The sequence below is a fragment of the Chryseobacterium herbae genome (assembly GCF_025154075.1).
GTDB classification, from domain to species: domain Bacteria; phylum Bacteroidota; class Bacteroidia; order Flavobacteriales; family Weeksellaceae; genus Chryseobacterium; species Chryseobacterium herbae.
This window is the reverse complement of the sequence record NZ_JAOAMU010000004.1, coordinates 46,601-72,032: the sequence shown is the minus strand read 5'-3', so window position 1 is coordinate 72,032 and position 25,432 is coordinate 46,601. Positions and strand designations below refer to the sequence as shown.

The 25,432-nt window shown below is 38.5% G+C and carries 26 protein-coding genes; 20 read left to right on the top strand and 6 right to left on the bottom strand.

Going from position 1 to position 25,432, the window contains the following annotated elements:
• Positions 1–65 precede the first annotated feature (65 nt).
• The 6 genes from paaZ (at position 66) to N0B48_RS13390 (ending at position 7,836) form a co-directional block, all read left to right on the top strand.
• Positions 66–2,561 (top strand): phenylacetic acid degradation bifunctional protein PaaZ, encoded by a 2,496-nt coding sequence (gene paaZ, locus N0B48_RS13410; protein ID WP_259839293.1) that lies wholly within the window; start codon positions 66–68, stop codon positions 2,559–2,561.
• Between the two features lie 182 nt (positions 2,562–2,743).
• Positions 2,744–2,905 carry a bacteriocin-like protein gene (locus N0B48_RS22960; RefSeq protein WP_442867484.1) on the top strand — a complete coding sequence of 54 codons (162 nt, stop codon included), beginning with the start codon at positions 2,744–2,746 and terminating at the stop codon, positions 2,903–2,905.
• Between the two features lie 167 nt (positions 2,906–3,072).
• Positions 3,073–3,609 carry an SMI1/KNR4 family protein gene (locus N0B48_RS13405; protein WP_259839292.1) on the top strand — a complete coding sequence of 179 codons (537 nt, stop codon included), beginning with the start codon at positions 3,073–3,075 and terminating at the stop codon, positions 3,607–3,609.
• A gap of 48 nt (positions 3,610–3,657) precedes the next feature.
• Entirely contained in the window at positions 3,658–4,407 is a 750-nt protein-coding gene (locus N0B48_RS13400; RefSeq protein ID WP_259839291.1) for a DUF4241 domain-containing protein, read from the top strand.
• A 29-nt stretch (positions 4,408–4,436) separates the two neighbouring features.
• Positions 4,437–5,123 carry an SMUG2 DNA glycosylase family protein gene (locus tag N0B48_RS13395; RefSeq protein ID WP_259839290.1) on the top strand — a complete coding sequence of 229 codons (687 nt, stop codon included), beginning with the start codon at positions 4,437–4,439 and terminating at the stop codon, positions 5,121–5,123.
• Positions 5,124–5,151: 28 nt separating this feature from the next.
• On the top strand, positions 5,152–7,836 hold the full coding sequence (locus N0B48_RS13390) for a DEAD/DEAH box helicase family protein (RefSeq protein WP_259839288.1): 2,685 nt from the start codon (positions 5,152–5,154) through the stop codon (positions 7,834–7,836).
• Between the two features lie 86 nt (positions 7,837–7,922).
• Here N0B48_RS13390 and N0B48_RS13385 read toward each other — a convergent pair whose 3' ends face one another.
• A complete protein-coding gene (locus N0B48_RS13385) occupies positions 7,923–8,744 on the bottom strand; it encodes a T9SS type A sorting domain-containing protein (protein WP_259839286.1) in 822 nt (273 codons plus the stop codon).
• A 25-nt stretch (positions 8,745–8,769) separates the two neighbouring features.
• Positions 8,770–9,318, bottom strand: a complete 549-nt coding sequence (locus N0B48_RS13380) for a phage tail protein (RefSeq protein WP_259839285.1) — start codon at positions 9,316–9,318, stop codon at positions 8,770–8,772.
• A 308-nt stretch (positions 9,319–9,626) separates the two neighbouring features.
• On the opposite strand from N0B48_RS13380, the gene N0B48_RS13375 reads away from it, so the two are divergent.
• The 3 genes from N0B48_RS13375 to N0B48_RS13365 all read left to right on the top strand — a co-directional run bounded on the left by N0B48_RS13375 (position 9,627) and on the right by N0B48_RS13365 (position 15,122).
• Positions 9,627–10,391 carry an enoyl-CoA hydratase/isomerase family protein gene (locus N0B48_RS13375; RefSeq protein WP_259839284.1) on the top strand — a complete coding sequence of 255 codons (765 nt, stop codon included), beginning with the start codon at positions 9,627–9,629 and terminating at the stop codon, positions 10,389–10,391.
• Positions 10,392–10,634: 243 nt separating this feature from the next.
• Positions 10,635–13,604 carry a SusC/RagA family TonB-linked outer membrane protein gene (locus N0B48_RS13370; RefSeq protein ID WP_259839283.1) on the top strand — a complete coding sequence of 990 codons (2,970 nt, stop codon included), beginning with the start codon at positions 10,635–10,637 and terminating at the stop codon, positions 13,602–13,604.
• Positions 13,605–13,613: 9 nt separating this feature from the next.
• Positions 13,614–15,122, top strand: coding sequence for a RagB/SusD family nutrient uptake outer membrane protein (locus tag N0B48_RS13365; RefSeq protein WP_259839282.1), 1,509 nt, complete (start codon positions 13,614–13,616; stop codon positions 15,120–15,122).
• 66 nt (positions 15,123–15,188) lie between these two features.
• Here N0B48_RS13365 and N0B48_RS13360 read toward each other — a convergent pair whose 3' ends face one another.
• A complete protein-coding gene (locus N0B48_RS13360) occupies positions 15,189–15,710 on the bottom strand; it encodes a hypothetical protein (protein ID WP_259839281.1) in 522 nt (173 codons plus the stop codon).
• 162 nt (positions 15,711–15,872) lie between these two features.
• On the opposite strand from N0B48_RS13360, the gene N0B48_RS13355 reads away from it, so the two are divergent.
• The 11 genes from N0B48_RS13355 (at position 15,873) to N0B48_RS13310 (ending at position 21,729) form a co-directional block, all read left to right on the top strand.
• Positions 15,873–16,490: a hypothetical protein gene (locus tag N0B48_RS13355; protein ID WP_259839280.1), complete on the top strand. Its 618-nt coding sequence runs from the start codon at positions 15,873–15,875 to the stop codon at positions 16,488–16,490.
• A gap of 61 nt (positions 16,491–16,551) precedes the next feature.
• A complete protein-coding gene (locus N0B48_RS13350; protein ID WP_034725742.1) occupies positions 16,552–16,842 on the top strand; it encodes a winged helix-turn-helix domain-containing protein in 291 nt (96 codons plus the stop codon).
• A gap of 67 nt (positions 16,843–16,909) precedes the next feature.
• Positions 16,910–17,200, top strand: a complete 291-nt coding sequence (locus N0B48_RS13345) for a hypothetical protein (protein WP_259839279.1) — start codon at positions 16,910–16,912, stop codon at positions 17,198–17,200.
• A 27-nt stretch (positions 17,201–17,227) separates the two neighbouring features.
• A complete protein-coding gene (locus N0B48_RS13340) occupies positions 17,228–17,890 on the top strand; it encodes a metallophosphoesterase (protein WP_349644556.1) in 663 nt (220 codons plus the stop codon).
• 54 nt (positions 17,891–17,944) lie between these two features.
• Positions 17,945–18,070, top strand: a complete 126-nt coding sequence (locus N0B48_RS22920; protein WP_349644555.1) for a hypothetical protein — start codon at positions 17,945–17,947, stop codon at positions 18,068–18,070.
• A 12-nt stretch (positions 18,071–18,082) separates the two neighbouring features.
• Positions 18,083–18,376 (top strand): hypothetical protein, encoded by a 294-nt coding sequence (locus N0B48_RS13335; protein ID WP_259839278.1) that lies wholly within the window; start codon positions 18,083–18,085, stop codon positions 18,374–18,376.
• An 11-nt stretch (positions 18,377–18,387) separates the two neighbouring features.
• On the top strand, positions 18,388–18,873 hold the full coding sequence (locus N0B48_RS13330) for a Coq4 family protein (protein WP_259839276.1): 486 nt from the start codon (positions 18,388–18,390) through the stop codon (positions 18,871–18,873).
• A 9-nt stretch (positions 18,874–18,882) separates the two neighbouring features.
• Positions 18,883–19,179: a hypothetical protein gene (locus N0B48_RS13325; RefSeq protein WP_259839275.1), complete on the top strand. Its 297-nt coding sequence runs from the start codon at positions 18,883–18,885 to the stop codon at positions 19,177–19,179.
• 65 nt (positions 19,180–19,244) lie between these two features.
• Entirely contained in the window at positions 19,245–20,618 is a 1,374-nt protein-coding gene (locus N0B48_RS13320; protein ID WP_259839274.1) for a DUF4153 domain-containing protein, read from the top strand.
• A 5-nt stretch (positions 20,619–20,623) separates the two neighbouring features.
• A complete protein-coding gene (locus tag N0B48_RS13315; protein WP_259839273.1) occupies positions 20,624–21,163 on the top strand; it encodes a hypothetical protein in 540 nt (179 codons plus the stop codon).
• 53 nt (positions 21,164–21,216) lie between these two features.
• A complete protein-coding gene (locus N0B48_RS13310; RefSeq protein WP_259839272.1) occupies positions 21,217–21,729 on the top strand; it encodes a hypothetical protein in 513 nt (170 codons plus the stop codon).
• 74 nt (positions 21,730–21,803) lie between these two features.
• Here N0B48_RS13310 and N0B48_RS13305 read toward each other — a convergent pair whose 3' ends face one another.
• The 3 genes from N0B48_RS13305 to N0B48_RS13295 form a co-directional block, all read right to left on the bottom strand.
• Positions 21,804–22,196, bottom strand: a complete 393-nt coding sequence (locus N0B48_RS13305; RefSeq protein WP_259839271.1) for an ACT domain-containing protein — start codon at positions 22,194–22,196, stop codon at positions 21,804–21,806.
• Positions 22,197–22,387: 191 nt separating this feature from the next.
• Positions 22,388–24,040 carry a S8 family peptidase gene (locus tag N0B48_RS13300; RefSeq protein ID WP_259839270.1) on the bottom strand — a complete coding sequence of 551 codons (1,653 nt, stop codon included), beginning with the start codon at positions 24,038–24,040 and terminating at the stop codon, positions 22,388–22,390.
• 221 nt (positions 24,041–24,261) lie between these two features.
• Positions 24,262–25,389 carry a serine hydrolase domain-containing protein gene (locus N0B48_RS13295; RefSeq protein ID WP_259839269.1) on the bottom strand — a complete coding sequence of 376 codons (1,128 nt, stop codon included), beginning with the start codon at positions 25,387–25,389 and terminating at the stop codon, positions 24,262–24,264.
• Positions 25,390–25,432 lie beyond the last annotated feature (43 nt).

Sequence of the window (25,432 nt, the reverse complement as noted above, 5' to 3'; positions counted from 1 at the left end):
TATAAGGTTTAAAGAAAAAGTAGGATTTTTTAGACATTAAAAAGAAATAAAAAGTTAAAAATAATATGGAAAAACTGAAAAATTACATCTACGGAGAATGGGTAGAAGGTACCGGAAACGGAGTTCCTTTATACAATGCCGTTACAGGCGAGCAGGTTGCTGTTTCAGATACAGAAGGGCTTAATTTTGAGCAGGCTCTCGACTACGGAAGAACAGTAGGCTACAAAAACCTTTCCTCCATGACGTTTTATGACAGAGGAGAGATGCTGAAAAAAGTGGCTCTTTATCTTTTGGAAAGAAAGAAAAAATATTACGAATTATCATATAAAACCGGAGCTACCCACGCAGATTCATGGGTAGATATAGAAGGAGGTTTCGGTACTTTCTTTACCTATTCCGGATTGGCCAAAAGAATGCTTCCCAACACTCCGTTCTGGGTGGATGGCGAAACTCAGAAAATCTCCGCGAATGGAACTTTTCTGGGAACTCATATACTGACACCAAGTGAAGGAGTTTCTATACAGATCAATGCCTATAACTTCCCGGTTTGGGGAATGCTGGAAAAACTGTCAACTTCACTGTTAGCAGGTGTTCCTTCTATTGTAAAGCCTTCTCCTTACGGTTCTTACCTGACGAACGCAGTTTTTCAGGACATGATCGAAAGTGGAGTTCTTCCGGAAGGTGCGCTTCAATTGGTTTGTGGTGAGCCTGGCAATATTCTGGACTATGTTCAGGATGGTGATTCTGTACTGTTCACCGGTTCTGCCCATACAGGAAGAAAACTGAAATCAATGCCGTCTATCGCAGGAAATGCTGTACGTTTCAATATGGAAGCGGACTCTCTGAACTGTTCAATTTTAGGTCTGGATGCAAAACCGGGAACTCCGGAATTTGATCTCTTCATCAAAGAAGTACGTACTGAAATGACCACTAAAGCAGGTCAGAAATGTACGGCAATCAGAAGGATTATTGTTCCTGAGCACCTGATCGGAGATGTTCAGAATGCTTTATCTAAAGCTTTAGACCAAACCAAAATCGGAAACCCGTTAAGCAGAGAAACCAGAATGGGATCACTGGTTGGAAAACAGCAGTACGATGAGGTCGTTAGAAAAGTAAATATTTTAAAAACGGAAACAGAATTAGTTTACGACGGAAAACATGAACTTGTAGATGCGGACTATGATAACGGAGCGTTTATGAGCCCGAAACTGTTCTTAAACGATAGACCTTTCGAGAAAAATATCTCTCACGATGTAGAAGCTTTCGGACCGGTTTCTACGTTAATGCCTTACAAAGATGCTGAAGAAGCGGCGGCTCTTGCTAAAAGAGGAAAAGGAAGTTTAGTAGGATCTATTATTTCCCACGACGAAACCTTTATCGCAGAAACTTCATGGAAAATGGCTTCCCAGCACGGTAGAATTTTTGTGCTGAACAGAGACAATGCCAAAGAAAGTACAGGTCACGGTTCTCCGCTACCTACACTTATGCATGGTGGTCCGGGAAGAGCTGGTGGAGGTGAGGAAATGGGCGGACTGAACGGTCTTCATTTCTTCCTTCAGAAAACAGCGATTCAGGGTTCTCCGGATGTATTGAAAGCGATTACAAAAGTATATCAGCAGGGTGCCGAGAAAAAATTCTCAGACAAACATCCTTTCCAGAAATATTTTGAAGAAGTTGAAGTAGGAGATTCATTGGAAACAGCGGGAAGAACGGTTACTGATGCAGATATCGTTAATTTCTCCAACGTTTCTTGGGATCATTTCTACGCACATACCGATGCTACAAGTTTAAGCGGAACTATTTTCGATAAAACAGTAGCCCACGGGTATTTTATCCTTTCTGCAGCAGCTGGATTGTTTGTTTCAGGGAAAAAAGGACCCGTTATCGCAAACTACGGATTAGAAAACTGCTCATTCTTTAAACCGGTTTATGCAGGAGATACGATCACGGTTTATTTAACGGCAAAAGAAAAAATAAACAGAGGGGTAAAAGGAAGAAACATTCCTTCAGGCGTTGTGAAATGGCTGGTAGAAGTGGTTAACCAAAGAGATGAAATCGTTTGTGTAGCGACGATCCTGACATTGGTGGCAAAGCATTCTCCTTTCATTGACCTGAATGTGAAAAATGTTCAGAAAATATTGGGTGGTTTAACAGAAAGCACGTCAATAAACTGGGGTAAAATGTCTCCTCAGCAAATGATCGAACACTTGGAGCATGGAGTTCTGGTAAGCCTAGGTGAACCGGAAGCCGACAAATGTTTCACACCTGAAGAGCAATTGGAAAAATGGCAGGATTCCCTTTATAACCACAGAAAAATGCCGAAAGATTTCCCTGCTCCATTCCTGGCTGAAGATGAAACTTTACTGGAATTGAAGCATAAAAATCTGGATGCTGCGAAACAGTCATTTCTGGATAACTTACAGAGATTTGTAGTCTATTACAGAGAAAATCCACAGGCTGAGCACATGAATTATGTATTCGGAAAGCTGAATAAAGAAATGTGGGAGCTGATGCACAAAAAGCATTTTACACACCACTTCGAGCAGTTTGGATTGATTTAATTCAAAATAAAATATAAATTTATGATCCCTTTTGGTTTTTACTGAAAGGGATTTTTTAATACTCCTTGTCAAGGTTTAAGAAGTAAGCCGTTAAAATAAAAGTTTAGATTAAAATGAGTAACTTTAATAGGCGAAATCCGAAAAGCATATAGAGTAGGAAAAAAGATTAAAAACTAAGTACTATGAAAAATTTAAAAAAGCTTTCAAGAAATGAATTGAGATCTGTTAAAGGTGCCGGTCCAAACTGGGCTTGTTTCCCTAATTCCTGCCCTCCGGGAAGTTGTTGTCGCCCTGGAAGATGGCCAGATATTGCAAGAGCATGTTATATATGCGCTGATTCTTAAAATAAAATATAAATTGATAGTCCCTTTTGGTTTTACTGAAAGGGATTTTTAATTATCCTTGTCAATGGTAATTGCTGCAGGAAAAATCTTGGTTCAGGAAAGGTTTTTATTAAAAATGATAATTACTTTTACTGCACAATCAGAATCTCATTTATTTAAGACAAAATATGGACCTACAATTTTTCAAAGACTTTGACTTTACGGACTTCTGGAATGAAAGCAGCTATTCCGTAAGAGATTATATCGAACCGTTTCCGGATGATGAACTTATTGCTTCCGAAGAAGAAGAGCTTGGCTACAAACTTCCCGCGTCTTATATCGAACTGATGAGACTGCAGAACGGTGGATTGGTTGAAAAATCCTGCTTTCCAACGTCTGAAGAGAATTCATGGGCGGATGATCATATTGCAATTACCGGAATTATGGGAATCGGAAGAGAGAAAACCTATTCCATCTGCGGAGAACTTGGAAGTCAGTTTATGATTGAAGAATGGGGATATCCTGCAATTGGTATCTATATCTGCGACTGTCCTTCAGCTGGGCATGATATGGTTTTGCTGGATTATTCCAATTGCGGCAAAGATGGAGAACCGGAAGTGGTTCACATTGATCAGGAAAATGATTATAAAAAGATATTTTTGGCCAAAGATTTTGAAACTTTCATAAAGGGGCTGAAAGATGAAGATGAATTTGACGGGGAATAATTAAAACAACATTTTTAAACTTTAAATCAAATCGTAAAAAATAAAATAATGAACGAAAGCTGGATGCAAAAATGGGAAGAGGTAAAAAATAGACTTATCTGTCCTGTAGACTTGGAAACCTATTTTACTTCGGATGAAATTATGGAGCAGAAAATGGAAGTGATGGAGATCGGAAACGTTTCCCTGCCGTCCGGGAAAGTGATTGTAAGAGATCCCTTAGTCTACTTAAATGCAAAGGAGAAACCTTATTTTGTTGAAGTGCCCAAAGGTAATTTTCCTGTTAAAATTGCTGTGGCAAAATTCGAAGATTGGGGAGACCGGTATGCTGCTGTGAAGGTAGAATTTACCAAAGAAGAGGCTGTTGTATACAGAGAGGCATTGATAGGAGAAGAGGAACTTGGAGATTCTGAGGAAGAAGATTATTTTGGCTTTGTAGTAGATGCCGGGTTGGCGTGTATTACGGATACACAGGTAGTTCCTTATGTGGATCAGTTTATTGCAGAACTTGATGTGGAAAATATTTACGATGACTATTTTGCAGATCTTTTTGCTAAAAACTATAAAGAAAATCCGGATAATCAAAGGGATTTGGGAGACTGGATCAATTGGAAAGTGCCGGATACAGAATATCAGATTCCAATATTTGCAAGCGGTTTAGGAGATGGAGTATATCCTGTTTATTTTGGGTATGATGCAAAGGACGAAATCTGCAGTCTTTATATTCATTTTATTGATATTGAAATGGAATTATCTGAAGCAGAAGAGGACGAAGACGATGATGAAAATACAGATCAGTAGGATATTCCGTGGTTTTAAAATAATTTCTAATGAATAAAACTTTTGCGGACGCCGTCATAGAATTCAATAAAAACCTTCAGTTTTCAGGAGATCTTCCTGATGGTTTTGAGGCCATGAATCCGTATCTGGACAATCCGGAAACGATGACAGTTATGGAGGAATTTTATCACAAATACTACAATGATATCAGCACGAGGAAATTCATGATCGGGATCAATCCCAGCCGGCACGGAGCAGGAGTGACGGGCGTTCCGTTTACCGATACAAAAAGGCTGGAAGCTGTTTGCGGAATTAAAATGCAATCGGCCCGCACCCATGAAGTTTCTTCGGTTTTTATGTACGATATGATCGCTGAATATGGTGGTCCAGAAGAGTTTTACAAAGATGTCTATATCAATTCGCCTTTTCCGTTGGCTATTGTAAGAAAAACAAAAACCGGCTGGTTGAACGCCAATTATTATGATGATAAAAAACTCTTTGAAGCCGTAAAAGACTTTATGATCGATTCTCTGAAGAAGCATATCAGCCTGGGCGTGGATACTTCCGAAGTTTTTGTCTTAGGCAAAAAGAATTCAGAATTTATTTCAGCACTGAATAAAGAAGCTCAGCTGTTTGAAACCATGACTGTCCTTGAACATCCGAGATACATTCAACAGTATAAAACAAAAGAAAAACAACTGTACATTGACAAATATATTTTGGCTTTGAAAAAATAGCTGTTAATTGCAGCACTGAACCTTGACCATGACTATTTTTCCTGTCCATACAAAATTTAAATACAGCTGGCGTGCCTATCAGAAGAGATTTCTGGATGATCTTGACGGATTCCTTACCGATCGTCATCTGCATGTCACCGCACCTCCCGGCTCCGGAAAAACAGTTTTAGGATTGGAAGTTATGTTGAGACTCAATAAACCGACACTCATCGTAGCGCCAACCTTAGCCGTAAAAAACCAGTGGGTTCAAAGATTCTGCGAGCTTTTTCTTGATACTGAAACAGTCCCGGATTGGATATCCACGGATATTAAAAATCCCGGACTTATTACCGTAACCACTTATCAGGGAATTCACGCAGCATCAGGTTTTCCGGATGACGATGAAACGGAGATTGATAAAAAAACATCCAGGGTTTCCTTAGCTGAAATTATAAAGAAACTGCAGAAGCAGAAAGTGAAAACCTTTATTTTTGATGAAGCCCATCATCTGAAAAATGCATGGTGGAGAAGTTTGATGGAATTAAAAGCAGCAATAGACCCTATTGTTGTCTCCCTTACCGCAACACCTCCTTTCGATGTTTCCGGCTCTGAATGGCAAAAATATATGCAGCTGAACGGTCCCATAGATGCAGAGATTTCCGTTCCGGAATTGATGATTGAAGGCGATCTTTGCCCGCATCAGGATTTGGTGTTTTTTACACTTCCATCCTATGAAGAACAGCAAAAAATAGAACATTATCATACCCAGGCAGCCGCTTTCTTAAAGGAAATTGAAAATGACGACGTTCTTCTCAACGCGTTAGAGCAACATCCCGTCTATCAGAACCCGATGGATCATCTGGAATGGATTTATGAAAATATCTCTTCCTACACCTCAGGGCTTATTTATCTTCATTTCAGAAAAAAGGAAATCTCTGAAATTCACTTTGAGATCATAGGGGATCAGCATCAGTACATTCCCGAATTTGATTTTTTCTGGTTCGAAGAACTTCTCGATTTTTATCTGATCGTAGATGAAGTGAATTTTAAAAACGAAGAAGATCACCGTACCGCTTTAGGTAACAGATTGAAAAGACAGGGATTCCTGGAAAAAAAGACTATCAGTTTTTTCAATAATAAAAATTTAAGCCAGATCCTCAACTCCAGCATTGGAAAACTTGAGGGTATTAAAGATATAGTAGAATTTGAATTTTCTGTTCTCAAAGAAGATCTGAAAATGGTGATCCTTACCGATTTTATAAAAAAGGAATACCTGTCCGGTGATCTTGAAAATAATCTTCAGCTGGACAAAATCGGAGCCATCCCAATCTTCGAAAAACTAAGACGTGAGAACGTTCAGAATAAAAAGATAGGCGTTCTTACGGGGAGCATTGTCATTATTCCAGTGTCTGCAAAAGATAGAATGAATGAGCTGTGTACCAGAAAAGGGATATCCGGAATATCATTTTCTCCTGTTACTTATGATAAAGACTATATCCAGGTCAATCTTACAGAACAGATAAAACACGATATCGTCCATATTATAACGGAAGTTTTTCAACAGGGCTATATCCAGATTTTGATAGGAACAAAAGCCCTGCTGGGAGAAGGATGGGATGCTCCTAAAATGAATACTTTGATTCTTGCCAGTTTTGTCAGTTCCTTCGTCCTTTCCAACCAGATGAGAGGAAGAGTGATCAGAATAGATAAAGATACTCCCCAAAAAACGGGAAATATATGGCATTTGCTGTGTTTCGATCCACAAGGAGACAACGGAGGACAGGATATGGATATTGTCAGGAAGAGATTCAAAACCTTTGTAGGAATTTCAACAGGACAAGAAACTTCTATTGAGAATAATTTTGAAAGGCTCAACATTAAAACTATTGAAAAGGAAAATGAAATTCCTTTGATCAATCAGGAGAGTTTTTCCTGGGCTAAAAACAGGGAAGATCTTACGCTACGATGGAAAACAGCTTTGGATAAAGGAAATACTCTCGTCGAGGAAATTAAGGTTCCTTCCGGCGATCTTACCGAAGTGACCGATATGAAGATGACTTATCTCGGAAAAATGATTGCGGACCTTTCTAAAGTAATGATATCAATCGTTTTGCTATTTGGACAGGATCTTCTTCTGGGAATACTAAAGAATATGGAGGCGATAGATTCTGTTAAAAGCTTTTTCTGGGTGATGTTTCTCTTTGGAGGATTCGGATTACTGACGTATGGTTTAAAATTTTATCGTGCATTGAGACAGTATCTCAAATATAAAAATGCAGCAGGACATATAGGACTTATAGGTGAGGTTGTTCTTAAATGCCTGATCTACGAGAGAATTATTACCACTGCTCCCGACAAGATGAAAGTGGTGAGTTCCGGAGCTAAAGGAGATATGTTCTGTTATCTGGATGGTGGAAGTCACTATGAGAAATCACAGTTTATTCAGGTTTTGCAGGAAATTATTTCTAAAATTGATAATCCGCGTTATCTGTTAAAAATGCAGGCTAAACTTTTTTTCACGAAGAAATATATCTATTATCCTATCCCTGAAGTTTTCGCCAGAAACAAAAAAAGTGCCGAGTTGTTTGCGAAAACCTGGAGCGAAAAAATTGAAAAATCTGAACTGGTCTTTACCAGAACTATCGAAGGAAGACGTATTTTGTTACAACTCAGGTTTCAGTCCCTGTTAAAAAGAAATGCAAGGATAGAACATCTTCACAAATGGACCCGTTAAAAAAACAAAAATTCCCTGATCATTCAGGGAATTTATCATTTATGCATTAGAATCTTTCGAGGGCACAAATCACTTATGAAAAATTTTTATTTTTTGATGATCTTGGATGATCCTGATGGTGTTTTGAGGATGTAAACGCCATTCGGAAGTTCCGAGATGTCTGCCTGATTGGTTCCTTTTTTCATATCCAGTTTTTTAAGCAGTTTTCCGTCCTGGCTGTAAATTTCAGCTGGTGCATTGCCTTCCGCCTGAATAGAAAGCAATCCGCTGGTAGGATTAGGATAGATGCTCATCACTTTTTGTGAAGAAGTAACTTCATTCGTTGCCAGTACAAGACCGGAATCTTTTACCCAGGTAAATGCATCAAGTCCTCCATATCTGTAACCTCCTCCCATAGTAATTCTAAGTTCGTCAATAATGATATTTGAGTAATTCTGACCGTTTAAATTGGTAAGATCAATCAGGGTATATCCATTTGTCGTAGCCATAGAAGTATTGAAGCCTGTAGATTTAGTCTGTGTAAATTTAGTAACACCGCTTAGCCTTCCTGTAACTGTTAGAGTTCCTGCTACAGTCAGATCTAAATTAAGGGCAGAAAGGTACATCCAGAAACGGTTTACTTTAAACAGATTCGATGTACTTTTTATACTGAAAGACGGTGGTGAAGCCGTGTCATTGGAGTTATCAATGTATCTGTTGTCGTTAGCTGTTCCGTTCCATCCTGTACTTGGAAAATTCGCCTGGATGTCAAAAAGTCCTACGTGAGAAATAATATTAAAGATCACTCCGTTATCGGTAAAACTTGGACTACCGTTCGATTCGGTTTCAAATTGCTCTGTACTTGTCTGTCCAAAAGAAAATAAGGAGATGAACAAACTACAGATGGTTAAAAAAATAGTTCTTTTCATGATTTAGGTTTTAAATATGTTTTTTTTAGCTGCGCGGAGGATATATTCCTTCAATACAGATGATGTAGTTTAGTCCTAAATAAGGAGGCATATTGTTCATCGGAAGATTTTGCCCGATGTATGATAGAGATCGTGCGTTGATAGCGGTATCAGGATCCACGGCCGCAAAACTAGGTACAGCATTGAAATCTCTTCCTACCTGCGTTCCTGTTTTGGCGATAGATGTGGAGGCAGTAGGGGTAGAAACTGTAGCATTTGTATTGGCCACTTTCAGTTGAAACCCTGAACCTATACTTGGAAGGTTCTGTGCCATAATGGTGTTTTGCGTAGTTCCGGCAACAACTCCCAAAGGATAATATTCGTTTGCATTTACATTTCCGGCTCCGATAGCCATACGTCCTTTCAGATTAGGCAGTGCAAAAGTATCTATACCGTTTCCTCCGTAAGTGGTTCCTAAGATGGAAAATAAAGCAGAATTATTTGAGATTCTCAGTAAGCTTCCGTCACAAAACATCCAGCCTCTGGGTGCAAAATTTCCAGCAAATAGTTTTACAATTCCAATGTATTCGTCCATGATAATAGTTTTTCAGTTGTTAAGTTTTCCTACTCTGTTCTGGGCTTTTCGGATTCCGCCGGTGGTTATTTGTTTTTTGATAAGCCAAAGGAACAACATATAAAAAGGCAGTGCTAGAGTAGAAAATACCAAATTGGAGAGTCCGTATTTCTACGTAACGGATATTCGGTTTACCCCTACAGGAAAGATTTTGTGGTCCAAAAAACACAGAGATTTGAGAGGCCGTCTTTAATCTGTAATTTGTTTCTTATAATTTTCTCCGGGAGAGCGGTATTTAGTATTTTTGTAAGAATCCAATTAAAATAAAAATGAACGAATTCGTAGCATCAGAAATTAAAAACAATATCGCCGAAATCACATTCGGAACACCGAAAAGCAACTCCCTTCCGGGTGCCATTTTAGAAAAACTGGCTCAGACCATTCTGGATGAAGGAGCTAAAGAAGAAGTAAAAGCTATTTTAGTAAAAAGTGAAGGAGAGAAGGCATTCTGCGCGGGAGCAAGTTTCGATGAGCTTTTGTCTATTGAAGAGCTGGAAGCATCTACGAAGTTTTTCGGTGGCTTTGCAAAAGTTCTGAATGCCATGAGAAACTGTGGAAAAATAGTTGTGGTCAGAGTGCAGGGAAAAACCACCGGTGGAGGAGTGGGAATTGCTTGTGGAGCAGATTATTGCTTTGCTACGAAAGATTCAGCTTTGGCGCTTACTGAAATTAATCTGGGAATCGGACCTTTTGTGATCGGACCATACGTAGAAAGAAAAATCGGAAAATCACAGTTCTCTGCAATGGCTATTGATGCTGACTTCAGATCGGCAGAATGGGCAGAACAGCATAATGTGTATCATTCCGTTTCTGACAATATTCAGGAAATGGATGCCAAACTGGACAAATTTATGCAGACATTGGCTTCCAGAAGCAGTGATGCATTGGCTTTGATCAAAAAAGTATCATGGGAAGGAACCGATCATTTTAATGAACTGATGCCGGCAAGAATTCATATGAGTGCCAGTTTAATTCTTGAAGATTCTGCCAAGAAAAATATCGAGTCCATTAAAGAAAGACTGAGAGCAAAATAGTATTTTGTACACCATTACTGGATAACCGCTGAACATTTCAGCGGTTTTTTTTTGGAAAATTAAAAAATTGATGTTGTATTTTGTTTTGTATTTATTGAACTAACATTAAAAATTTAAATTATTTAATTATTATTCATTTATTATTTACATTAATTATTTAATTATATAGTATTTAACTTCATTTTAGAAATTTTAACGTTTATTAATATATATTTGATTGTATTATAGTTAAAATATGTTAATATGAAATTACAGTTGTCATTATTAACGGCTGTTCTCTTCTTTATGGGAGGGCAGGCTGTTGAAGCTCAAAAAGCTAAGAAGGACACCATTCAGGAAGAACATGCCATAGATGAGGTAGTCGTTGTAGCGTATGGAAGTCAGAAAAAAGAAACAATGGTAGGCTCCAGCACGGAGGTAAAAGCGAAACAATTCGCAGACCGTCCTATATCAAGTATCGGGCAGGCGCTCGACGGAGCCAGTGCAGGAGTTAAAGTAAGTACCGGAACAGGCCAGCCGGGCAGCTCACCGAGTATTCAGATCAGAGGAATAGGATCTTACGGAATTACCACATCACCTTTGTATGTGGTGGATGGGGCGGTGTATACAGGATCTCTTGCAGCCATTAATCCCAATGATATTGCTTCATTTAATATTTTGAAGGATGCAGCTTCAACATCACTTTATGGATCGGCTGCTGCTAATGGGGTTATTATCATCACCACCAAATCAGGAAAAAAGGGCAAAGATTCCTTTAATTTTGGAATGAGTACAGGGTATGTACAAAGATCTATCCCTGAATATGACAGGGTGAATGTACACCAATACTATCCGCTGATCTGGGAAGCTATCAGAAATGGAAGACTTGCATCTAATCCAGCATTAGGGCTCGCTGCTGCTAATAATTATGCTTCTATAGTTTTGGTTTCTGGAAACACTGCATTTGGATCAGGGGTTCTAAAAACAAATGTATTTGACGTTGATCCTCATCAGTTAGTTATTGATGGGGTTTTAAACCCAAACGCTAAATTGAAATATACAGATTTAGACTGGCAGAGACCTTTGATGAATACGGGATTCAGGCAGAATTATGAATTAAACTACAGTGGTGGAAGCAATACAACGACCTATTTTACATCAGTTGGCTACACCAATGAAACAGGATATCTTATAAAATCGGATTTTGAAAGATTTACCGCCAGATTGAAAGTAGATTCCCAGGTTAAAAGCTGGTTGAAGATAGGAACCAGTATCAGTGGAGTTTCTTCTAATGGAAACAATTCAGTGGAGGGGGTAGACAGTAATTCTTCATATATCAATCCTTACAGATGGACAAGAACGATGGGGCCTATTTACAGTCCGTATGCTCATGATCCTGTTACCAATGCTAATCTTTATGATAATGCCGGGAATATCATGTACGATGCGGGGAGCGGAAGAGGGGCTGATGCTGCTGCCGGAAGAAACGTGATTCAGGAAACGCTTTTAAATAAAGATCTTTCCAAGAATTATTATATCATTTCCAGAGCTTATGCTGAGGTTAAGGTTGATCCTTATCTGACGTTATCTACCAATGTAGGATATGATATCAGAAATAACAGAAGAAGCACTTATGGCAATAAAATCATTGGTGATGCAGCTCCTGGAGGTTCAGCTGAGAAATACAGTATTACGGACCAGACATTTACCTGGAACCAGCTTTTGAACTATAAAAGAAAATTGGGTCAGCATAATTTTGAATATTTATTAGGACATGAAAACTATAAATTCACTTATGAATATTTATATGGCTACAAGAAAGGACAGATTGTGGATGATAATGATGAACTGATCAATTTTGTTACTCCTACGACTCTTACTTCCAGAACAGACAATTACAGAAAAGAAGGTGTTTTTTCAAGATTGAATTATGATTTCAATTCAAAATATTTACTTTCCGGATCTATCCGTTGGGATGGTTCTTCCAGATTCAGTAAGGATGTAAGATGGGATTCATTCTGGTCTCTTGGTGCAGGATGGAGAATAAAAGGAGAGGAGTTTTTGAAAGGCTCTAGTCTGATCAGTGAATTAAAACTTCGTGGTTCTTACGGAGAAGTAGGAAACGATAGAACAGACAGTTACTATATGTACAAAAGTACCTATACTTTAGGGTATAATAATGCTCAGGAGCCTGGTATTCTGTTTGGGTTTTTAGCAGATCCAACGATCACCTGGGAAACAAATAAACAGAGCGATATAGGAATTGATTTTGGATTTTTAAATAATAGAATTTCCGGATCTGTAGAGTATTATAAAAGAGTTACCGAAGATCTGATCTTTCAGGTTCCTCTCCCGGTTTCTTCCGGAGTTCCTGATAATAATATAAGCAGAAATGTTGGAACAATGTACAACCGTGGATTTGAGTTCAGTCTTAATGCAGATGTGATCAGAAATGAAAACTTCACCTGGAATATCAATGCCAATGCATCTACGCTGAAAAATCAGGTTACAGAACTTTCCAATGGAATCACGGAAATTATAAGCGGAACCAAAAAAGTTTCAGTAGGTCATTCTATTTATGATTATTGGTTGAGACAATGGTACGGAGTTGACCCAGCAGACGGTTCACCTCTCTTTTTAGTAGCAGACGCGTATGCCAATACCACTGCTGCAGATATCAGAACTGTAGATGGAACAAAAGTGACTACCAACTTTAATAAGGCCAAATATGATTATTCAGGAACTGCTATTCCGGATCTTTTTGGAAGTTTTGGAACTTCGATTACCTATAAACAATGGGCGTTATCTGCAATGTTTACGTACCAGTTGGGAGGAAAAACATATGATTCCAATTATGCAGCCCTGATGTCAAGTTATTCTCAGGGAGGAGCGTTAAGTACAGATATTCTAAACAGATGGACGACTCCGGGACAGATTACTGATGTTCCTGCGTTAAACTCATCCACCTATACAAGTTCAAATGCAGCTTCTTCAAGATGGCTGATAAGTTCAGACTTTATTACGTTCAGACAGGCCACTTTGAGCTATAGCTTTAATTCTGAGATTTTATCCCAGCTGGGATTAGCAGGGTTCAAGGTATTGGTTTCCGGTGAAAACCTTTGGAGCAAAACTGCGAGAAAAGGATTGGAGCCCGCTCAGGCTTTTAACGGAACAACCTCTAACCGATATACGCCTGCGAGAATTATTACCATAGGATTTAATGTGTCATTTTAAAATTTAAGTATGAAAAATCTAAAAAAACAATATATAAAATGGGCTGTGGTCCTTTCATCGGTCTTCACAGCAATGATCTCATGTCAGAGCGATTATCTTGAAACGGATCCTACGACTGCAGCTTCCGAAGATGCAGCTTATTCAAGTGCATCGAATCTAATGGCTATTATAAACGGGATGCATAGAGATATGTATTACAGACAAAATGATAGCCAGGGTCAGAACGGCCAGGGAGGAATCATGATTATGATGGATGCTATAGGAGAAGATCTTGTGTTTCCTTCTACTGGGAATGGTTGGTACATTTCAACAGTTAGATGGCAGGATCAGGTGAATGAAAACAGTACGTATGTTTTTTATCCGTACCAGTTTTATTATGCCCTTATCAGAAATGCCAATTTAGTGATTGCCAACGGGCCTTCAGTTCCAGTTGCTAATGCAGCCGATGTCAACACTGTGAAGCTTGCGATTGGTGAAGCTCATGCATTCAGAGCATTCTGTTATTATATGCTGGTTCAGATTTATGGTAAAAGATATGTTCCTGGTACCGTGAACAGCCAGCTTGGAGTTCCCATCAGATTGGAGGCTAATGAAATACCTTTAGCAAGAAATACCGTTGAAGAAGTTTATACCCAGATCAATAATGATCTTAACGAAGCTTCCACAAGACTTACCGGGAGCAAAAGATTAACAAAGTCTCATTTTGATGATAAGGTGATTCTCGGATTGAAAGCCAGAATTGCTCTGACACAGGGGAATTACGCCGTTGCTGCTGCGTCTGCTAAATTAGCCAGAGCAGAATATCCTCTGATGGATAATACAGCCTATACAGCCGGATTTAATAATCTGGCAGGAAACAGTGAATGGATTTGGGGTGCGACTATTATTGCAGATCAGGGCGAAACATTCTCGAACTTCGGAGCGTATATGTCAAGAAATTTTAATTCTACCAATATACGTCAGGCACCAAAAGCGATCAATAGTAAATTATTTCTAATGTTCCCAACGACAGATGTGAGAACTAAAAACTTCGATCCTTCGGGAGCGCATACTTCTCTGGCTCTGCCGACCACCTATTCTAAGTTTGCATATACCAGCCAGAAGTTTCTTTCTGCAAGTTTTGCAGACAGTAGAGTAGATCTTCCTTATATGCGTGCTGCGGAAATGTATCTTATAGAAGCAGAAGCTTTAGCGAGATTAGGAAATGAAACAGACTCAAAGACCGCATTTAACCTACTCGCTAAAAACAGAAATACTGCCTATGCCGGAGCCAGTACAACAGGTACGGCTTATATCAATGAAATTCTCAACAGCAGAAGGCTTGAATTATGGGGCGAAGGATTTAGACTTTTAGATCTGAAGAGACTGAATCAGGGACTGGATAGAACTGGTGCAAATCATCCGTCAGTGGTTACTAATAATCTGATGACCGTTCCGAATACCGATCCAAGATGGGAATTCCTGATTCCAAGAGCGGAAATCAATGCCAATCCATTGATCGTTCAGAATCCATTATAATTAAAACGAAAAATATAATATTTTTTAGAATCCTGCTCTTGGGCAGGGTTCTTTTTTTAATAGATATCAATGTGTGTGATCAAGAGAAATAACAGTTTTACTATACTTTAAATAAACCACAACCACTTTAGTTCCCACATTATAGCCTAAGTAATCATCTTTGGAAACGGGAAGTCTTATTTTTTCTTTTCTGTTCCGGCCGGAAAATGTGATGATGTATTCGTCATTTTCTGTTTTATGACGACTGATAATAATGCTTGTTAATTTGTTTTTACCATTCTGAATATCCTTTTCCCAGTTTTTTACGGAGTAGAAGTAGACCAGATGCATGATACCATAGAAGAAAGCGTAAAGCATTAATGCAATACCGAGAAACAGAAGGTAATGATAGTATTTGAAATCATGAAACTCATCTTTCAAAAGGTAACAGGCCATGAGGACCATCAGGATGATGACTAATAATAGAACACCCGGAACATGTTTAAAGAAATCCTGCTTTTGAACAGCTATAGTATTTCTTTCTTCTTCCGTTAAAGGAATATTTTCCTGCAGCTTAATTTGAGAATAATCTATTGAATTTTCCGCCATAATCTATTCATTAAATAGGTACAGAATTCCTTTTAGCCGGATTCTGTTTTCCTAAAGTTAAGAATTGTATGAATGGGATGATAAAAAGTTATCATTAAAATTTAAAAAAAATAATTGGCAGATTCAAAATAAATTATAACTTTGTAATTCAAAGTTCTTTTTATGGATTCGAAAAACTATCACGAAGACTTATCACATATCCGTTCCATGATGGAGCGGTCTTCCAGATTTATTTCATTGAGCGGACTGTCCGGAGTTTTTGCCGGTTTGGCTGCGCTGATCGGTGCAGGATATGTATATTTCATTTTTCAGCGGGAAGGAATTGATTATTTGGACGGCGACAGAAACTTTTTCGGTCCGGCATTGGTCAGAGAACTTGTCCTTGTAGGAACTGTTATTTTACTGACTGCTGTTCTGAGCGGGTATATTTTCACAGCCAACAAAAGCAAAAAGAAAGGACAAAAGATCTGGGATAGCACAACAAAACGTTTGTTGTTGACATTTGCCGTTCCTTTGGTAACAGGAGGAGTCTTCTGTCTGGCACTTCTTTTTCACCATCTGTTTGTTTGGGTAGCACCGGCCACGCTTATATTTTACGGAATCGCTTTAGTAAGTGCAGAAAGATACACACTCACAGATATTAAATATTTAGGATACTGTCAGATTATACTGGGGCTCATTTCTATCTTCTTTTTAGGATGGGGACTTATATTCTGGACCATCGGTTTTGGAATTTTACATATTGTGTATGGGCTGATCATGCACAAAAAATATAAATAAAGATTAAATTTGCAGACCTTTTAAGAACAGCTTCTTAGAAACCTGCAGCTATTACCTTACTATGATAAAGATTAATCAACTCAACAAAGAATTCGAAAGCCGTGTAAGACTGGGGATTATGTCCGTTCTTATGGTCAACGACTGGGTTGATTTCTCTGAAATGAAAGGGCTTCTTGAAATCACAGACGGTAATCTGGCCAGCCACAGTAATGCGTTGGAAAAAGCAGGATACATTGAAGTGAAAAAAGAATTTGTAGGCAAAAAACCGAAAACCTCTTACCGGGTGACTCAAAGCGGAAGACAGGCTTTTAATGAACATCTGGATGCTCTTGAAAAATTACTGGGAAGATAAACTCTATATTTTTTTGAAAATAAACTTTGAAATGCAAAGTACTTTATAAAAATTAAAATGAAATAAAATGATAACACAAAAACAAAAAACACTCGCCATTTATACGCTCCCATTGGTTTTACTATGTATCCCATTGGTAGGAAATCTAACCTCCAATGAAGTCAATTGGTCAGCTTCAGATTTTCTGATCGCAGGAGTTTTACTTTCTACTGTGGCTATTCTGATCAATTTAGCAAGAACCAAAATTAAAAAACAAAGCCACAGAATTTTGATCTGCATTTTTGTTTTGATCGTTTTTGCATTGATCTGGATCGAATTGGCCGTAGGGATTTTCGGAAGTCCATTCGCAGGAAGCTAAGGAAGATTTCAAATCATAAAGATTTCAATGATGACAAGAAAAACTTTCATTAAAAGATTAGCACAGTTTTCACTGATAGGAGCGTTCCCTGCATTGTATTCCTGGCAGGTAGAGCCTTTTTGGGTAGAATTTGTCCAGAGAAAGTTACCGGTTAAAAATCTACCACAAGCATTGGAAGGGAAAACATTGATGCAGATATCAGACCTACACGTTGGAGACCGTTTCGACTGGAATTTCCTGATCGACTCTTTCCAAAAAGCCAAACATTTTAATCCTGACTTTGTTGTCTACACCGGAGATTTCGTCAATCATGGAACGGCAGAAGAGCGAGAAGATCTGAAGAAAGTAATGAGCCATGCAGTTCATGGAAAGCTGGAAACATTCGGAATTCTTGGAAACCATGATTACGGAAAGAACTGGGACGATGTAGAATGCTCAGAAAATATCTGTGATATTCTCGAAGATTCCGGAATTAAGATGCTTAAAAATAGCAGTGAAGAAAGCCACGGACTGAACTTTATCGGCTTTGAAGATCTGTGGTCGCCCAATTTCTATCCTGCGGAAGTGATGAAAAGCTATGATCCCTCAAAATCCAATATTGTGCTTTGTCATAATCCGGATGCCTGCGACAGAGATATATGGAATGGCTATCAGGGCTGGATTTTGAGCGGTCATACCCACGGAGGATAATGCAGAATTCCCGGGATCATCACACCTATTCTTCCTGTCGAGAATAAAAAATATGTGTCAGGAGAAATAGATCTTCAGGACGGAAGAATGCAGTACATCAACAGAGCTATCGGTCACTCTTTCCAGATAAGATTTATGGTCCGTCCGGAAATTACCGTCTTTACTTTAACACAAGTTTAAAATACTGTACCGATGAAAGATCATCAAATAATAAACCTTGGAAAATACATTTTCGGATTGTGCTTTGCGCTCGGAAACATCTGCCTTTTCGGTTATCTGATCACTAAGATTGATGACTTTGCTTACTATGGCTTTCTTTTGCTCGTTTTCGGAACAGCTTTAAATCTATTTGTTGCATTAGTATTGTTGATTTATGGAATTACTCATGAGCCCAAGTCTGATGCTTGCCTCAAATCTATCAGTATAATGCTGATCAATATTTCCATAGCCATACTTTACGCTGTAATAGGACTTAATATAATATAAAAATAAACCTTATGAAAAAAGTACGTGTTCAATTTCTGCTTTTTGTCTACGATAAAACCCAGAAACTTTACAGAAAATATTTTAAAAAGAAAAAAAGACAGTGGCAGTTCAACGAAGAACAATTGTTGCAGTTCCAGGAAGATTCTTTGGGACGAAAACTGGGGGAATTCTATAAAAAGCATGGGTTCTCCATGATTCCAAAAATGGAGGACCACGACGTACATCACCTGATCACCGGCTGTGGAACCCACTTCGAAGATGAGGTGGCGATGCAATATCTGCTTCTTGGAAACGGTAAACTGAATGCTCATTTGCTGGCTGCCGTTGTATTGGGAACGCTCATTCTTCCGGAATACCTCAAACTCTATATGAAGGCATACAAAAAAGGGCAGAGCATGAGACCTTTTTACCACTGGGACTTTGAAAGCTTGTTGTGGCAGAATTTCGACCATCTGAAAGACTATATCCAGCAGAAAGAAACCGCACCGCTCTATTAATGATAAGCCATGAAGAAAATAAAATATACTGCGCTTGGCAGAAATACTTTTCTGATCTCGTTTTTATCAGGGACTTTACTTTTAATCGGTTACCTGATCACGAAAGCAGAGCTTTTGATGGTCTTCGGTTTTTACTTTGTCATCATTGCAGCGGTGGTCAATTTGCTTGTGCTGCTGTATGAGCTTATGGAATTCCTGACCCATATTCCGGATAAGAAATCCTCCGGAAACTCTGTTTTATTGCTTCTGGTTAATATTCCCATCACCATCCTCTATATGGGCATCCTCATTGATTTTAAACTATAAATCTATTTACTTTTTAAATCTTTCAATGTTTTAATCTTTCAATCAAAAATTTAACATCTCCCATCATGAAAACACATCACTATATATTCCTTACAACCCCCTTGTTCGTCATCGTATTTTATGATCAGGACATGGGATTGAATCTCGGTATTCTTGCCATTGTTTACGCATTGCTTACTTTGTTCAAAACTTCTGAGAGAAACAGGACCAGAACTTTCCTGATACTTTTTGTTACAAGTATTTTGTCGAGCTTTGCTTTTATCTGGTACAGAGATTTTCCTTCCTTGCTGGCGGTTGTAAGTTCCATTCTTTTATTGGGCTATCGCTCAAGAAATAGGAAGCTTAAAATACTGTTCCTGATCCCGGTTTTTATCATCAACAGTTTTACCTCCATTTTCCGGTTTTTCAGTTTTGATGCATGGCTGCCGAAAAGGAACGTTTCCGGCGTGTGGCAGAAAACATTGGCTTTCGTTGTGATTCCGCTCGTATTTATTTCTATATTTTTCGGGATCTATTCTGCGGGGAGTGATCATTTTGCGGCACTTTTTACAGATTATGAACTGGATATTGATGTATGGCAGCTAATATGTCTTTCAGTTCTGGGCTTCTTTATCGCGTTCAATTACTGGAATTATGCAGTGGAAAGATTTATTTACAAAAATAATTATCTGCTGGATGATCACTTTAATGATCAATCTAAAGTTCAGAAGGCCACGTATTCCTTCCTTGATCTCGATGCAGAGCGAACCAGCGGTGTAATCTCTTTCATTTGCCTGAATATTTTGCTCGTATTTTTCATTATCACTTACAATTACGAACAGTTTTATGAAGTTTCAAAAACTCCGGTTCAGCTTTCAGAGGAAACGCATGAAAGAGTGAATGCTGTGATCATGTCGATCGTGATGGCGGTTATGGTAATTATGTTTTATTTTAAATCCGGATTCAATTTTGATCCTAAAGCAAAGCTGATGAAAATGCTGGCCAGAATATGGATCATTCTGAATGCTGTTCTGGTATTGTCCGCTGCACTGAAAAACTACGAGTACATTATCACCTACGGATATACTTATAAAAGGTTGGGCGTATTTGCTTTTCTCCTGCTGGCGCTGATTGGTCTTGCTCTTACCTTTATTAAAATTCAAAAGCAAAAAAGAAATGCATTCCTGTTCAATGTAATGACCTGGTATTTTTATGGAACAATTTTGGCTTGCAGTTATGTCAACTGGGGCGGAATCATTACCTCCCAGAATATGAAACGTAAAGATTTTGCCGTGGAATATCACCTTGAGCAGATCAGTTTCAGCGAAAGAAGGCTGCTGAAGTATGCGGATGAAAAGAACGATCTGCAGCTTAAAAAGAAAATACTTAACAAAGTAAAAGAAGAAAAAACTAAGCCTTTCCTTTCAAAAATCCTTTACTATGAAACATTAAAAGAGTAGTTATTATGAAAAAATCCTTATTGTTAATTCCATTGATTATTATTTCATGTAAAAAAGAAGCGAACATAACAGAAACTCCGAACAAAGATTCTGCTGTGATCACAGAAATGCCGGACGCTGCTGCTAAAGCAGATTCCGCTGCCATCAGAAAGCAAGATTCAATCATTAACAATGCTCCCGTTACCAAAGAAGTACTCCGCAAAGGCGTTATGAGAAGTGAAAAAGAAGGCCAGATCATAAGAACGGCAGATGCGTCTCAGCTTCCTTTCACACTGGGAGAAGAATTTACGAAAGACGGTCAGGAACTTGTTTTAAAACTGACCCATTATGACAAACCTACTATTAAAGCTAAAATTTCAACGAATGAAAAAGACTTTAATATCAGATTTAACCAGATCAAGCTTCCCAACGGAGATTATGACGGCCCTTTCAGTAGAGAAATCACTTATGAGACCAAAGGTACAGGCGAAGTCTGGCTGATTATCGGGAAAAGTAATATGGCTTCCGGGAATACAAAAGGAAGTTTTAATGTAAGTGTAGAGTAGGTTTTATCCCTTTGGTATAATTTCTGCAAACTCATTACTAAAGTTTAAAAGTTATGAAAAATATATGGTTAATGACGGCAGCAGTTTCAGCAGTAGTAGTAAGCTGTGGAACGGTGCAGTCACTGGTCCAGAATACATTCCCTTATACTGCCAATGTTTTGGTGTCTACGGGAGTTCCGGCCGATAAAGAAGTTTCCTCAACAGCTACTGCTACTAATGTGCAGACATGGTTTGGAGGAAACAATAATGCGAAAATTAAGGATGTAAGAATCTCCGATGCCAAAATCTCTGTAGTGTCTCCTTCAGGAGGAAACTTAAGCGCACTGAAATCTGTGAAAGTATATGTTTCATCCAGCGGAACAGGAGAGAAGCTAGTGGCATCACGTTCCAATATGACAACAGATTCCTCCAGCTTAAATCTGGATCTTAATGATACAGGATATTTGGATGAGGTGGTGAAAAGTTCAGGACTGACTGTAAGAACAGTCTATGAGTTGAAAAACCAGACGACTTCGGATATGAATCTTAAAATAGCCCTTAATTTCAACAGTGTTCCAGCGAAATAATTTTTGTACCGTTTAAGATAGAATAGGCTGTCCTCAAAAGGGCAGTCTATTTTTTTTATTTTAAGTGTACGAATTTATTCTGATAATTTTTTCAGAGCTTCAATGGCCTTTTCGATATCTTTTTTATTCACAAAAATGTGGTCATGGTAATAGGCCGCTACCACATTACAGCTTATACCATTTTCAGAAAGTGCTTTTGAAAAAGCAGCCGTTAATCCCACCGCTTCCAGGGAAGAATGTACTGTGAGAGTGATCCAGGACATCACTACGGAATAGTCCAGTTGTAATCTGTCTGCAATTTCCTTTTTTATAATAAGGGTAAATCCTTCATCTTCTCTGAAGAACATTTCAATTTCATTCAGATTAAAACCGTCTGTACTTTTCGTGGTACAAAAAACATAGTCACCCGGATTGTGTTGGGGCTTCATGCTTTTTAAAAGTGTTCCTAAGTCTTTTTCTCCGTTCATTTTGGTTAGATTAAAAAGAAAACAAGATACATTTCTTTTTGCAGTTTTTAAAAGTAAAATGAGGCGACCCAAATCTGGATCACCTCATTATAAATTTTAGGAACTGGTAGTGTTTCGGGATGCGGGTTTCGTGGTTCAAACCGGCAACTCTAAAAAACCAATTCAGTTAAATATATCTGAAAGATTTGATATTACAGTTTGGTGAATTTTTCAACCACTCTTCTTTGTCCTTCAGTGATATTGATGATATACTGACCGGTAGGAAGATTCGAAGTGTTGATCTTTTCATCCGGTGAAACTGAACCTTTTGTAACGGTTCGTCCATGCATATTGATAATCTCGAAATCGAGTTTTTTATCGTTATTGCTGTGAATCGCAACAGAGCTGGTCACAGGATTCGGATAAATCTTAACTTCTAAAGGAGCCTGAACTTTGACGCTGGCTTTAAGACTTCCTTCAAGTTGTAAGATGGCATTTTTCACATTAGGAAAAGGACCGATTTTTTGATTAACCACAGTACCACCCTGAGGAATTCCCGTAGAGATTAACAGGTTTTTCATAGCAGCTGGTGTAAGATACTGCCCTGTATTCTGATAATAATAAGACTGGATCAATGTGGCTGCAGAAGCTACCACAGGAGTGGCAGAGCTCGTTCCACTGAAATAATTGTAAGTTCTGTTATTATCGTTATCATACTTTTGGTAAGATCCGTATCCTGCCGCAAGAACGCTGCTTCCCCATCCCTGTACGTCCACTCTGTTTCCGAATGTGCTGAAGCTCAGTTTTGAATGGGTCGTATTGGGAGAACCTGCTCCCACAATGATGGCACCGCTGTTTCCTCTTGCTCTGTACGCCGCATAAAAAGGATCATCAAGGTTTTGATTTCCGTTTCCTGCTGCTGCAATGATGATGATTCCAGAATCTGTAGCTGCTTTCGTTAAATCCCAGATCACGCTGTCATATTCTGCAGGACAGTACTGGCCGTCTTTTCCGCCGGTCTGCATTTCATACAAAATAATATCCCCGGACTGCGATGCATTGATGGATCTGCTCACCGCTGAAGCTCTGTTGTATCCCACAGTGGTCCATTCCATATAGCCTTTGATTTGAGAAGCACTGTAAGCCGCTCCTGAAAGACCAACATTATCCTTTACAGATCCTAAAATACTTACCACAGCCGTTCCGTGATCGCGGTAGTTATTGTTGGCCAATCCTGCATTCGGGCTGTATCCCGGTTCCAGCTGGATAGAATTTTGATTGGAAAGCATTTCGTGAGTCTTGTAAAAACCATATTCTACATCACGTATCCTGATATTCTGTCCTGTGATTCCTCTGGACCATGCATATTTTGCATTAATCCCCGGATTGTCGTTGAGGTACGTTTGGATACTTTCTAAATCTGGAGTGGCTACAAATGCTTTAACGAACGGAGGCTCGATAGGTGTGCTGCTCATCACGGAAACATATTCCACTTCAGGGAATCTTTCAAGCGTGTGGGCTAGCTTTTCAGCATCTTCATTGTTTTGTAAAGGAATATTTACTTTGAATATCCTTCTCAGTTTTTCAACAGATTCACCGGAGTTCCCGTTGGCTCTGCTGTCTTTGATCATTTCTTCAAGTTTTTGGTCACTAAAACCAAGATCGTTCACAAACGAAATTCCATTGGTTTTGACAAATTCTGCCAATTCCGGATTTCCAAGTGCTGCTTTTTCAGAAGTAATGTTTTTTGAAAAACATACATAAATGTTCGGGTTGGGCTTATCATTTTTCTCCGATGGATTCTGGCCGTAAGAAAGAATAAAGCCGAAAATAAATAATGTGAAAAGTCTAATTTCTGTTCTCATAATATTTTATTAAATGGTTGTTAATCAAATATATAATTTATATCACAAGAAAAGGAAAAATAGAATGAAATAAATGTATTTTGTTGTGTAGTTATTAATTATAATCAATAATTAATGCAAATGTTTATAAAATTAATCTAAATCACGTTTTTGTGAAATTAAATTAATAGCAAAAAAATGATATGTGCAATCAATTGATGTTGAAATCTATAGGAGACTATTTAGTTAATATAATTCATCTTAAGAAGTATTCTGCGAATATGACCGGTAATGAATTTATTATTGTTTGTCAGCCAGATAATAGAAATATTTTTTTCAGGAATTATGATGAGGTGGGATTTAAAACCTCCCTGATCACCGGAGTGCTCTATGACGTCTACATTCTCTTCTGTTTGAGTATCAGCATAGAAACCTTTGTGAACAAACCAGGTTCCGGTGTGATAAACGGGCTTTTTGCCATTCCATTGTTCCGGTTTGTAGAGTGTTTTTGAGGTTTCAATAACAGAGCAGTTGGTAAATTTACATTGATTAATGGCTGTAATGTATTTTTTCAGGTCTTCAATGGAACTCCAGACCCCTCCGTTTCCGGCAGCAGCAAAAGTAGGGCATTCACCGTAGTCGTATTCCGTGTATACTTTATCTTTCAGAATATAGCCGTGAGCTACATTTTTTTCAGGATAGCTTCCATCTGTGATACAACTGTTCTTCATTCCGGAAGGTTTGAAAATATGGTCACCGATGAAACGCTGCCATTTCATGCCGCTTGTTTTTTCAATGACCAGCGCCAGTCCGTTATAGGCAGGATTGGAATATTCGAATTTTGTTCCCGGTTCAAATTCCAGAGAATCGGCAGACTTTAAAGGCCTGAAATTTTCCTCATCCTTTGCGGTCAGATAAAAAATACTGTCTTTATCCACATGTCTGAGATCCGGAAGCCCGGAACTGTGAGTAAGAACATGACGAAGTTTGATTTTAGAAGCTATATTCTTATTTTTAAAATCCGGAAAAAATTTCAGCAAATTATCGTCTGTTGAAAGTTTCTGCTGATCCTGAAGCATCAGAATACCGTAGGACACAAAAGTTTTGGAAATAGAACCAAGATTCGAAACCGTTTTGGTGGTGAATTTTTCCCGGGTCTTCAGATCAGCCAGTCCGAAAGAATTTTCATACAACACCTTATTTCCCTGTTGGATCAAAATAGCGCCGCCCGGTTCGTCTGCCTTAAATAATTCTGAAAATGCAGAATCAAGTTTTGATTTTAAAAGATCTTCGCGCATTTGAGCAAAGCTTGTCAATTGGATGCTGAAAGTGATTAAAAGTGCGGATAGTAATTTAAAATTAAGGGGCATGAATAAGATGTTTTTACTGTGGTTGAAGCTTGAACTGTAGCTG

What these genes read in the sequence shown, in the direction of transcription:
- N0B48_RS13390 (WP_259839288.1), top strand. Translation starts at nt 5,152, where the DNA reads ATGACTATTTTTCCTGTCCATACAAAATTTAAATACAGCTGGCGTGCC.
- N0B48_RS13345 (WP_259839279.1), top strand. Translation starts at nt 16,910, where the DNA reads ATGATAACACAAAAACAAAAAACACTCGCCATTTATACGCTCCCATTG.
- N0B48_RS13400 (WP_259839291.1), top strand. Translation starts at nt 3,658, where the DNA reads ATGAACGAAAGCTGGATGCAAAAATGGGAAGAGGTAAAAAATAGACTT.
- N0B48_RS13320 (WP_259839274.1), top strand. Translation starts at nt 19,245, where the DNA reads ATGAAAACACATCACTATATATTCCTTACAACCCCCTTGTTCGTCATC.
- N0B48_RS13395 (WP_259839290.1), top strand. Translation starts at nt 4,437, where the DNA reads ATGAATAAAACTTTTGCGGACGCCGTCATAGAATTCAATAAAAACCTT.
- N0B48_RS13295 (WP_259839269.1), bottom strand. Translation starts at nt 25,389, where the DNA reads ATGCCCCTTAATTTTAAATTACTATCCGCACTTTTAATCACTTTCAGC.
- N0B48_RS13315 (WP_259839273.1), top strand. Translation starts at nt 20,624, where the DNA reads ATGAAAAAATCCTTATTGTTAATTCCATTGATTATTATTTCATGTAAA.
- N0B48_RS13370 (WP_259839283.1), top strand. Translation starts at nt 10,635, where the DNA reads ATGAAATTACAGTTGTCATTATTAACGGCTGTTCTCTTCTTTATGGGA.
- N0B48_RS13350 (WP_034725742.1), top strand. Translation starts at nt 16,552, where the DNA reads ATGATAAAGATTAATCAACTCAACAAAGAATTCGAAAGCCGTGTAAGA.
- N0B48_RS13360 (WP_259839281.1), bottom strand. Translation starts at nt 15,710, where the DNA reads ATGGCGGAAAATTCAATAGATTATTCTCAAATTAAGCTGCAGGAAAAT.
- N0B48_RS13325 (WP_259839275.1), top strand. Translation starts at nt 18,883, where the DNA reads ATGAAGAAAATAAAATATACTGCGCTTGGCAGAAATACTTTTCTGATC.
- paaZ (WP_259839293.1), top strand. Translation starts at nt 66, where the DNA reads ATGGAAAAACTGAAAAATTACATCTACGGAGAATGGGTAGAAGGTACC.
- N0B48_RS22960 (WP_442867484.1), top strand. Translation starts at nt 2,744, where the DNA reads ATGAAAAATTTAAAAAAGCTTTCAAGAAATGAATTGAGATCTGTTAAA.
- N0B48_RS13385 (WP_259839286.1), bottom strand. Translation starts at nt 8,744, where the DNA reads ATGAAAAGAACTATTTTTTTAACCATCTGTAGTTTGTTCATCTCCTTA.
- N0B48_RS13310 (WP_259839272.1), top strand. Translation starts at nt 21,217, where the DNA reads ATGAAAAATATATGGTTAATGACGGCAGCAGTTTCAGCAGTAGTAGTA.
- N0B48_RS13305 (WP_259839271.1), bottom strand. Translation starts at nt 22,196, where the DNA reads ATGAACGGAGAAAAAGACTTAGGAACACTTTTAAAAAGCATGAAGCCC.
- N0B48_RS13405 (WP_259839292.1), top strand. Translation starts at nt 3,073, where the DNA reads ATGGACCTACAATTTTTCAAAGACTTTGACTTTACGGACTTCTGGAAT.
- N0B48_RS13335 (WP_259839278.1), top strand. Translation starts at nt 18,083, where the DNA reads ATGAAAGATCATCAAATAATAAACCTTGGAAAATACATTTTCGGATTG.
- N0B48_RS13355 (WP_259839280.1), top strand. Translation starts at nt 15,873, where the DNA reads ATGGATTCGAAAAACTATCACGAAGACTTATCACATATCCGTTCCATG.
- N0B48_RS13330 (WP_259839276.1), top strand. Translation starts at nt 18,388, where the DNA reads ATGAAAAAAGTACGTGTTCAATTTCTGCTTTTTGTCTACGATAAAACC.
- N0B48_RS13365 (WP_259839282.1), top strand. Translation starts at nt 13,614, where the DNA reads ATGAAAAATCTAAAAAAACAATATATAAAATGGGCTGTGGTCCTTTCA.
- N0B48_RS13375 (WP_259839284.1), top strand. Translation starts at nt 9,627, where the DNA reads ATGAACGAATTCGTAGCATCAGAAATTAAAAACAATATCGCCGAAATC.
- N0B48_RS13380 (WP_259839285.1), bottom strand. Translation starts at nt 9,318, where the DNA reads ATGGACGAATACATTGGAATTGTAAAACTATTTGCTGGAAATTTTGCA.
- N0B48_RS13340 (WP_349644556.1), top strand. Translation starts at nt 17,228, where the DNA reads ATGATGACAAGAAAAACTTTCATTAAAAGATTAGCACAGTTTTCACTG.
- N0B48_RS13300 (WP_259839270.1), bottom strand. Translation starts at nt 24,040, where the DNA reads ATGAGAACAGAAATTAGACTTTTCACATTATTTATTTTCGGCTTTATT.